Below are 9,443 nucleotides of genomic sequence, written 5' to 3' on the forward strand. Positions count from 1 at the left end.
TCCGACGTATGGCTTCAACCGCCATCGGCAATTACGAGAAGGTCCGCGCGCTCGCGGCCAATGCACGCCTGCTGCTCGTCGGAGGGGCTCGCGCCTCCGCCAACAGCCGCCTCACCGCCTACGAGTCCTCCACCAACAAGGTGGCCTGGAGCGTGGAGCTGCCCGCCGCCGTCCTGGGGCTCGCCCTCGCCGGCGAGAGCTGGGTCGCCGCCTGCGCGGATGGTGCCGTGCGCATCGGGGCGCTCGGTGACGGGGCCGTGCAGCGCGAGCTGAAGGATGCCCACCGCGGCGCCTGCACCGCCGTCGCCGTGACTCCGGACGGAACCCGCGCCTTCACCGTGGGCCTCGATGGCGCCCTGCGCGCCTGGGAGCTCGACAAGGGCAAGCGCGTGCACGAGTGGCAGGCCTCGCCCCAGCCCCTGCGAGCCGTCGCCGTGGACCCCTCCGGCACCTACGCCGCGTGCGCCGGTGATGACTCCGTGGTCCGCTCCTTCACCCTCGCCAACGGGGCCCGCCGCGACATGCCCGGTCACGAGGGCGCGGTGCGGGCACTCGCCTTCACCCCTCGCGACGGACGCCTCGTGTCCGCGGGCGACGATGGCAAGTTGCGCATCTGGTACCTCGTCGGCGCCGTCGAACACGAGGTGCGCGGCGACAAGGACTCCGGCCATGCCGGCGCCGTGCTCGCCCTCTTCTTCCCTCCCACGCCCACTCCCGAGCGCGGCGAGGAGGCCGCCGACCGCATCTTCTCCTCCGGCGACGATGGCAAGGTGAAGGTCTGGCGCCTGGACGAGCGCCGCAAGCCGCGCACGCTGGACTGCGGCAGCAAGCCCGTGCACGCCCTCGCCTTCGCCCCGCCGGTGAGCGCGCGGCAGGCCAAGGTGCAGCTCGGCTCCGTCTTCGCGGGCGGCGAGGACCGCACCGTGCGCCGCTTCGAGCTGGACACCGAGGGCAAGCCCACCGCCGGTGCCACCTCCTACGCCCACGGCTTCGACCTGCTGGAGGAGGCTCGCAAGGGCAACCGACCCAAGCGCGAGGCCGCCGTGCGCGAGGCCGCCGCCCTCGACGAACCCGAGGCGCTCGACTTCGTCCTCTCCGTGCTCTCCGCCGATCGCGAGCACGAGGTGCGCAAGCTCGCCGCCGAGGAACTCGGCAAGCATGGCCGCGTCGGCGCCCGCGCGAAGCTCCGCGAGCGGCTGGATGACGACAACACGCTCGTACGCGCCGCCGCGCTCGGGGCCCTCCACACGCTGGAGAAGGAGTCCCCGCTGGCCGCCCCGCGCGCCGCGCTGGACTCTCGCTACCCCGACACGCGCATCGCCGGCCTGCGCGGACTGGCCTCGCTCGGGGGAGCCTCGCCGCTGGTGCCGGGCCTCATCGCCAGCAAGCTGACCGACCCGGATGCCACCGTCGGCATCACCGCGCTCGACGTGCTGGTGCAGGTGTCCCCCAAGGGCAGCACCGAGCCGCTGAAGACCGCCTTCGAGCGCGGCCCCGCACACCTCCGCTCCGAGGTGCTCATCCGCGCCGCGGGCGCGGGTTGGTTGGGCTCGCCCCAATTGCAGCCCCTCGTGGCCCGCGCCCTCGATGACGCGGATGCCGACGTGCGCCGCGTGGCCTTCACCGTGCGCGTGCTGGAGCGCCGTCCTCTCGCCCACGTGCTGGAGGAGAAGGACGAGGACTTCGCCCGCGCCGCCCTCGACATCGCCCGGCGTCTCACCCGCCGCGTGCGGCCCACCGACGACGAGGCCCGTGCCGCCCGCGACGCCCTCCCCGCCACCGGCAAGGCCGGCGAGCCCCTCTCCGAGGCCAGCCTGGAGCCGCTGCTCGCCGCCATGGCCTGCCGCACTCCCGACACCGCCGTGCGGGGTGCCCGGGGGCTCGCGCAGCTCGGGGATGCCCGGGCCCTTGGCGCGCTGTTGCAGCTCTCCCGCGAGGCCGACGCCTCCATCCGCCGCCAGGCCGCCGACGCCCTCCGCGCCCTCCAGGACTCCCGCGCCCGCGAGCGCCTCGTGTGGATGCTGGATGACGAGAACGCCGACGTGCGCGCCACCGCCCTCGACGCCGTGGTGACGCTCGACACCGAGGCGCCCCTGTCCAGCGCCGAGGCCGCCCTCCGCTCGGCCTTCGAGGACGTGCGCGTCCGCGGCCTCGACCGGCTCGTGAAGCTCCCGGGCAAGCGCTCGGAAGCCTCCGTGCACCTGCTCGGCGATGCGCTCGAGGACGAGTCCGCCAAGGTCCGCGACGAGGCCTTCCGCACCCTCTGGGCCTGGAACGAGAAGAACCCCCAGGAGGCCCTGGACCGTGCGCTGGCCGGCCGCTTCCCGGACCTCCGCCGCCGCGCCGTGGACGAGCTCGCCGCCCGTATCAAGGAGGACTGGGCGCTCGAGCGGCTGAAGAAGACCGTGGGCGATCGCGACGCCGGCGTGGCCCAGGCCGCCTATGAGGCCTGGGTGAAGCACGTGGGCAAGGAGAAGGCCGAGCCGCACCTCGCCGCCTTCGACACCGCGCACGCCCCCCTGCGCGCCCTGGCCGCGAAGAACTCCACCCAGGCCCCCGCCGAGGCCATGCGCTCGCCGCTCCTCAAGCTGCTGCTGTCCGAGGAGCCCCAGGTGTACCTCGCCGCCATCGAGGCGCTCGACACGCTCGTCAAGACCGAGAACGGCCCGCTGCTCGCGGGGCTCGGCTCCAGCGAGCTGCCCCTCAAGGTCCGCGCGGCCGAGCTGCTCGCCGCCCGCGGCGCCGAGGACATCATCGAGCCGATGCGCAACCTCCTCACCGACAAGGAGCTCCAGCGCATCTGGCCCCCGGCCTTCCTCGCCCCGCTGCGCCACCGCGCGGCGACCGCCCTGGCCACGCTCGGCTCGCGCCGGCTGCTGTCCTTCTTCGCCACCACCCTCCTCAAGGACGAGGCCAGCGAGGTGCGCGAGCAGGGCGCCCGCGGCCTCGCCACCGCCAGCCGCCGGGGGGACGAAGGCTACCTGCTGGACGCGCTCGGGCACGCGGATGTCGCCGTGCGCTCGTGGGCCGCGGATGGCCTGTCGCGCCTCGGCGACACGCGCGCCCTGCCCGTCCTCACCGGCAACCTGCGCCACGAGCATCAGCCCATCCGCATCGGCGCCATCCTCTCCTTCGCGGCGCTCGGCCCGGACGGGGACAGCGGCCTGCTGCACGGCCTGGAGGACAGGGCCCGCGAGGTACAGGAGACCGTCTTCGCCATCATCCTCGCCCGTGACCTGCGCGCCTCGCGCCGGGGCGAGCCGCCCGACCTGCTCACCAGCGCCCTGTCCAGCGCCCGCCCCGAGGTGCGCTACGCCGCCGCCCGCGCGCTGGAGCTGCGCACCGAGACGGAAGCCGCCCACGCCCACCTGGTGGAGGTGCTGCAACCGCCCCGTCCCGAGAAGGCCGGAGACATGAAGGACTGGCCCGCCGAGGACGAGCGCGCCCGCCGCATGGTGGGGCTCGCCGAGGCGCTGGCCAGCGACGTGCCCGAGCAGCGCTACGCCGCCGCCCAGGTGCTGCAACTGCGCCACAAGCCGCTCGACTACTTCCGCGAGGCCTCGAAGGTGGCCCGCCCGCGCTCGCTCGAGGCCCCCTGGAAGCCCGAGACGTCGCCCGTGGCCCAGGCCCGCCCCGTGGAGGAGAAGCCCGCGCGCAACTGGCTGCGCCGCCTCTTCTCCACCGGCACCGGCAAGGCCGCCGAGCCCTCCGCCGAGGCGCTCGTCTCCGCCGAGAAGCAGCACCTGCGCCGGCTCGCCTTCGGTGCCTACGTGGGCCTGTTGCGGCAGGTGTCCTCCGGTGACGACGAGGGCCACCGCGTCCGCCGCGATGCCGTGGACCGCGTGGTGAAGCTCACCCAGGAGGGCCATGCCGGTACTCCCGCCGCCGTGGCCGCCCTGCTGCGCGCCCTGGAGGATCCGCACCAGCTGGTGCGCAAGGCGGCCCTCGCCGGACTCAAGGAGCTGTACCCCGCCGGCTCCGACGAGCCGCTGTCGCTCGCCCTGGCCTCCCTGTCTCCAGACGTGGCTCGCGCCGCCCTGGACGAGCTCGCCGCCCGGGGCGAGTCCTCCAAGGGCCGCGTCACCGCCGCGCTCAACTCGCCCCTGGCCGACGTGCGCAAGTACGCCTTCGAGCTGCTCGAGCGCCTCAGCCCTCCAGGCAGCCTGGAGCCCCTGCTGGCCGCGCTCGGCAGCGAGCACGCCGACCTGCGCGTGGGTGTCATCGAGCGCCTCGCCGGGGCCAATGACTCGCGCGTCACCGAGGCCCTCGGCCGCGCCGCTGGCAGCGAGCACGAGGACCTCCGTCTGCGCGCCGCCGAGCTGCTCGCCTGGCGCCAGGATGATCGCGCCGTGGACGTGCTCGCCGCCTTCCTGCGCTCGGAGAACGCCAGCGTGGTGAAGCGCGCGCAGGACGCCCTCGCCCGGCTCGGCTCGGCCAGGGCCGTGGGAGCGCTCGCCGCCCGGCTGCGCACCGCGACGGAGATGACCGAGCGCCTCGCCCTGGTGAAGGCCCTCGGCCGCACGCGCCGGACCGAGGCCCTCGACGCCCTGGCACAGCAGCTCGACGACACCGAGCACCCCGTGCGCCTGGCCTGCGTGAGCGCCGCCATGGACGTGGCCACTCCGCCCGAGAAGGACGAGAAGGGCGAGCGCAAGCGGGACGCGGCACTGGCGGTGCGCTTCCTGCGCGCGGCCGTGCGCAACCCGGACCCCGTGGTGCGCAAGGCCGCCGCCACCGAGCTGGAGCCCGGTGACGACGTGGGCCAGGACGAGCTGCTCGCGGGCCTCTTCGCGGACCGGGACGTGACGGTGCGCATGGAGTCCGTGGCCCGCTACGCCTCGCGCGTCATGAACAAGGGCGCGAAGGTGGAGCCACTCGAGGAGGTGCTGCGCGGCGGTGCCCGCGAGCTGATGCTGCCCGCCGCCGAGGGCGTGGCCTCGCGGGGCCTCACGAGCGCCCTGCGCCCGCTGCTGCTGTACGTGCGCGCGGGCGAGGAGGGAGACCGCGAGCGCGCCCTGCTGGCCCTGGGCACGCTGGGTGACGCGCGAGCCCTGTCCGAGCTGGAGCAGGTGGCGGCCGGTGGTACGGCCGAGGCCCCCGTGGAGACGAGCATGGTGGCCGCGGCCCTCGAGGGCCTGGGCCGGCTCGCCCCGAAGCTGCCCGAGGGCGAGGACCGGCGCCGCGCCGAGGAGAAGGTGGAGCTCGCCGCGATGGAGGCCAGGGACAGCGAGCTGCAGATGGCCGGCGTCCGGGGCCTGCGCTTCATCGGCGGAGAGCGGGCGCGCTCGCGGCTGGAGACGCTGCTGCGCGACGAGGGCACCGACAACGAGGTGCGCACCATCGCCGCCCAGGAACTGGGCAAGCTCGGAGACACCGCGGCCGAGGGCGCGCTGGCCTCCGCGCTGAACGATTGGGATGACGACCTGCGCATGGCGGCGCGCAAGGCGCTCGACGCGCTGTTCCCCAAGGACCGCGTCCGGGTGGAGTTCCTCGCCGTCACGAGCGACCAGGAGGACATCTCCGAGCCCGCCGCCAGCTACCTCTCCACCGAGGCGGATCCGATGCAGCTCCTGCCCCGGCTGGCCACGCTGGACAAGGAGGAGCTGAGGCAGCGGCTGCGTCGCGGGCTGGTGCGGCGCGTGTCGCTGCCCGCCGGAGCGCTCGCGTCGCTGCTCGGCCACGAGAAGCCCTCGGCACGCGAGGAAGCGGCGTGGCTGGTGGGCGCGCGCACGGGCGAGCAGGAGTCCTCGCGCGCCTGGTCCAAGGAGGACGGCGCCACGCTGGGCCGCGCCATCACCGCCGCCGAGCGCCGCACCGCGACCGAGTGGGCCTCCACGCCCAACCCCAAGCGGGCCCCCCTGGCCAGCGCCTGGGAGCGGCTGCTCTGGGCGGGCTCGCGCCTCGAAGTGGCCGAGCTGGCCAAGGCCGCGAAGGACATCCTCCAGGGCGGTGAGGCCAAGGCCCCCGCCGGGGTGCGGCTCGAGGCGGCCCGGGCGCTCGGCCGGTTGAACACGGCCCCCGAGGCCCTGAAGGCCGCGCTGTCCGACGCGAGCGCCGAGGTGCGCGAGGCCGCCGCCGCGGCGCTGGCCCGCATCGCCCCCGAGCGCGCCGCCGAGTGGGCGCTGGCGTTGCAACCGTTCGACCCGGTGGCCATGGGCCCCACGGGCGTGGCGGTGCGCACGCCGAAGCAGCTCGCCACGGACGAGGCCCGGCGCCTCGCGCTGCCCGAGCTGCTGGCCGACAAGGCGCTGGAGCCGCTGCGCCCGCTGGCCACGCACAAGGACGAGACGGTGCGGCAGGATGTCTGGGCCGCGCTGGGCCGGCTGGGCGGAAGCGAGGCGGCGGAAGTGCTGCGCGCCCAGGCCTTCGACAAGTCGCAATCCGTGGAGCTGCGGAAGGCCGCCTACCGCGCCCACAAACGTGCACTCCGCGCCGCCGAGCGCGCCCGGAAGGAAGGAACCCCGTCGTGAGCACCGCCACCCACCACGCCGTCGAGCTGCGTTACGCCACCGCGAGTGACGTGGACGCTGGCGCCAACGCCTCGCGCGTCCTGCTGGCCCTGGAGGGTTCCCGGGGCACCGTGGGCGTGCGCGGCCGGGTGCGCGAGCCCGCCCTCTTCCGCGACGCGCTCGCCGCCACCCTCGGCATCCTCGCCAGCGACTTGCGCTACCGGGGCAAGGATCGCACCGCGTACCTCGCGTACCTGATGAAGCAGGGCAAGCGCGCCACCGCTCAAATCTGGGAGGCACAGAAGGCCTTCCTGGAGCAGTCCCTGGAGGGAGAGGAGAAGGCGGACGCGGTGTTGGACCCCGTGCTCACCGTCGACCCCGACCAGGTGTCGCTGGAGGTGTTCTCCCGCGACGAGAGCGCCTACGCGCGCCTGTCCTTCGACAACTCCCTCTTCGAGGGCCGCGAGGCCGCGCACGGCTCCACCTTCCTGGACGTGCCGGGAGACCTGCTGGCCAAGGTGGACCGGCTGCGCACCTACGTGCCGGTGTCGCTGGAGGCGCATGTGGCGCTGCCCTCGCGCACCGCCGAGGCCCGCGCCGCGCGCAACGTGGAGGTGCCCCACGCCTGGCTGCGCGGCTTCCTCCAGGTGCAGTCCGCCGCCACGCTGCCCGCGAGCACCTGCTCCCTGGCGGCCATCGATTTGTACAACCTGCTCTTCGCCCTGCGCACCCGGAAGGCGAAGAAGGCGCCGCGCGCGCTGCGCTTCGAGCTCGTCCCCGGCGCGCAGCCGAGGCTCGTGCTGGAGCCCTGGGAGCTGGTGCTGGAGTGCCACGGGCCGAAGTACCAGGGCAGCGCGCCCGCGGTGGTGCGCACCTTCGGGCGGCAGCGGCTGGCGGCCCTCGCGCGCCTGTTGCCGCATGCGCAGGGCGTGCGCGTGCAGATGCTCGGGCCGGGCCTGCCGGTGTTCTGGGTCATCGACCTGGGCCCGGCGACGCTGACGCTGGCCCTCACCGGCTGGACGGAGAGCGGCTGGTCCAGCGCGGCGGCCTTCGATGCGCTCATGCCGCGCGAGGTGCCGGAAGGGCTCGCGGAGAAGCTGCGCGACCGGCTGCGCAAGGAGGGCCCGCTCTCCTTCGAGGCCCTGTCCTCGGGCACGGACGCGCCGAAGGACGCGGTGCGCGGGGCGTTGCAGCTCGAGTGCCTGCGCGGGCGTGTCCTCTATGACATCGCCAAGGGGACGTACCGGCCGCGCGAGCTGCTCTCCACGCCGGTGGACGAGGCCGTCATCCGCTACGGCAACGAGCGCGAGGAGCGGGCGCACCGGCTGCTGGGCGACGGCGGCCCGGGTGCGGGCGAGGTGAAGCTCACCAAGGTGCACGAGGTGGTGGGCGTGGGCACGCGGCTGTCCGGCGAGGTGGTGGACCGCGAGGCGGTGCGCAGCTTCTTCCCGGGCTTCCTCCTGGACCTGGAGGGCCGGGTGCGCGAGGCGAGCTGCGGGTGTCCGCACTACCGGCGCTCGGGACTGCGCGAGGGGCCGTGCGAGCACATGATCGCCTTGAGGCTCGCGTACGCGCGGCAGCGGGCGCAGGAGGAGGCCCTGCGGCAGACGCCGAAGGGCCGGGCGCTCATCCGCGCGGAGACGCGCGCGTACGTGCGGCGCGACGAGTCGGGCCAGGAGCAGGTGTACCGGGTGTCCCTGGATGGCAAGCTCGTGTCGGTGGAGTGGGGCCCGCGCCTGGGCGAGCAGCGCCACCAGCGGCTGTGGTTCGACACGGACGGAGAGGCGCGCACGGCCTACTTCGCGCGCCTCGAGTCACTCGCGGCCGAGGGCTTCATCGACTCCGCGGGCGGAGCGGTGTAGCCGGCGGCCCTCAGGGGCGGGAATCGGCCCCGCCATTCCAGTGCCCGTGCAGCAGGACACTGGAGGCCACCATCGCCACTCCCGCGCGCACCTCGGGAGCGAGGTCGCCCGCCATCCAGACGTGGCCGCCGTTGATGGTCTGCACGGCCGCCACCGTCCGCTGCTCGTGACGGATCTCGAAGCCCGCGAACAGGATCCTCGCCCCCTGCTGGGTCCTGTGCGTGGATTCGACGTCCAGGTTCACGCCCCCCATCCGCAGCCTGCCCACCACCTTGGTGGAGTACGGATCCGCGTAGGCCGGCAGCTCCGCCAGCGCCAGCTTCCCCTCCGCGCCGATGTCACAGACGAGCCGCCGCTCCGCCGCTCCCGCCGACAGCCCGTCCAGCATGAAGCTCAGGTCGACGTCGTGTCCCTTCAACAGGCTCTGACACGCCACCGGCCGGGGGGCCGCATCCTCGGCATGGAGCTGGAACTCGTAGGGCTCGCTGCCCTCGTAGACCGTCGCCGGGCCAATCGACAACGAGGTCGTCGAGGACCAACCCCTTCCGTACTTCCGCGCGCCGTAGGGGCCGAAGCTCAACGTCCCCTGGCCGAACAGGGGCACGTTGCGCCCCACCGGCCACTCCATCACCTGCTGCTGCTGAAGCTCCTCCGGCACCGCCATCCGCATCGTCGAGCAGCCGAGGACTCCCGAGCTCAAGACCACCATCATCGACCACCACGACTTCATCACAGCCTTCACGTGTTTCCCCCGCTTGAATCGCGTTTGGCTGGGGCGCTGAGCAACATCCGCGCCAGAACGGGCCGACACTCCGTGGTTCGAGCGGCGCCCCGGGGGATGAGGTCTCCGGCGAAGCCTCGGAGCACGACAGGAATGTCAGGGCCCCTCAACCCCGAGAAAGACAAACGTGTCTTCCGTCCACGGGATGGTGTAGAAATCCCAACAGGAGGGGCGACGCGACGAAGCACGGCAGACGCGCCAGGTAGCGCGAGTGGTCGAGAGAGGTCCTAAACCGCATCAGCCTCGGCGCCTCGAGCGCGGGAGCGGCGCTGCGCCGCTCTGGAAGCAATGCAGGACACTCTCCGCAAGGTAGCCTGTTCTTGGCTCTCTCCCGGTAGAGGGGTCTAGGCC

General features: G+C 73.9%; 3 protein-coding genes. 2 read left to right on the top strand and 1 reads right to left on the bottom strand.

All coding sequences use genetic code 11. The features are described from left to right. The first annotated feature begins 8 nt into the window (after positions 1 to 8). Both NR810_RS37035 and NR810_RS37040 read left to right on the top strand, forming a co-directional pair. Positions 9 to 6,470: a HEAT repeat domain-containing protein gene (locus NR810_RS37035; RefSeq protein ID WP_257459482.1), complete on the top strand. Its 6,462-nt coding sequence runs from the start codon at positions 9 to 11 to the stop codon at positions 6,468 to 6,470. Next, positions 6,467 to 8,311 carry an SWIM zinc finger family protein gene (locus tag NR810_RS37040; RefSeq protein ID WP_257459484.1) on the top strand — a complete coding sequence of 615 codons (1,845 nt, stop codon included), beginning with the start codon at positions 6,467 to 6,469 and terminating at the stop codon, positions 8,309 to 8,311. The genes NR810_RS37035 and NR810_RS37040 overlap by 4 nt, the downstream gene beginning before the upstream one ends. Before the next feature lie 10 nt (positions 8,312 to 8,321). Here NR810_RS37040 and NR810_RS37045 read toward each other — a convergent pair whose 3' ends face one another. Continuing rightward, on the bottom strand, positions 8,322 to 9,041 hold the full coding sequence (locus NR810_RS37045; protein WP_257459486.1) for a hypothetical protein: 720 nt from the start codon (positions 9,039 to 9,041) through the stop codon (positions 8,322 to 8,324). Between the last annotated feature and the right edge of the window lie 402 nt (positions 9,042 to 9,443).

The organism is Archangium lipolyticum, from assembly GCF_024623785.1.
GTDB classification, from domain to species: Bacteria; Myxococcota; Myxococcia; order Myxococcales; family Myxococcaceae; genus Archangium; species Archangium lipolyticum.

Bases quoted from the DNA above. Each gene is read 5' to 3' on its own strand.
- NR810_RS37035 (WP_257459482.1), top strand. From the start codon at position 9: ATGGCTTCAACCGCCATCGGCAATTACGAGAAGGTCCGCGCGCTCGCG.
- NR810_RS37045 (WP_257459486.1), bottom strand. From the start codon at position 9,041: ATGAAGTCGTGGTGGTCGATGATGGTGGTCTTGAGCTCGGGAGTCCTC.